The organism is Vibrio sp. 1580, from assembly GCF_033340055.1.
The window spans coordinates 1-644 of sequence record NZ_JAWOVT010000371.1; the positions used below are offsets into that span (position 1 = coordinate 1).

The 644-nt window shown below is 48.1% G+C and carries 1 protein-coding gene; it reads left to right on the forward strand.

Translation table 11 applies throughout. The features are described from left to right. Nucleotides 1-644, forward strand: a 644-nt coding sequence (gene sstT / locus R7093_RS26070; protein ID WP_318147126.1) for a serine/threonine transporter SstT, incomplete at both ends; no start/stop codon positions are given.

A 644-nucleotide genomic window follows, 5' to 3' on the forward strand; every position in this document is an offset into this window, starting at 1 on the left:
GCTCTTAAAGCCATCGCACCGATCCTAGTGTTTATTTTGGTTGCCGCTTCAATCGCGAACCAAAAGAAAAACCAACACACTTACATGCGCCCAATCGTTGTTTTGTACCTAATGGGTACGTTCTTCGCAGCGCTTGCAGCCGTGGTTCTAAGCTTCCTTTTCCCGACCCATCTAACGCTTGTAACCGGCGCTGAAGGTGCAACGCCTCCTCAAGGTATTGCAGAAATCCTACGTACCTTGCTGTTTAAACTGGTTGATAACCCAGTAAACGCACTTGTAGAAGCGAACTACATCGGTATTCTTGCTTGGGGTGTGGGTCTTGGCCTTGCACTTCACCACGCATCAGCAACAACGAAAGCGGTATTTGAAGACCTAAGCCACAGTGTTTCTCACATTGTTCGCTTCATCATCCGTCTTGCACCATTTGGTATCTTTGGTCTGGTTGCTTCAACTTTCGCGACAACGGGTTTCAGCGCGCTAGCAAGCTACGCTCACCTTCTTGCGGTTCTACTTGGCGCAATGATGATTATCGCGCTAGTAGTAAACCCAGCGATCGTATTCTTCAAAACCAAACAAAACCCGTACCCATTGGTATTCCAATGTCTACGTGAAAGTGGCGTAACAGCGGTCTTCACTCGCTCAAG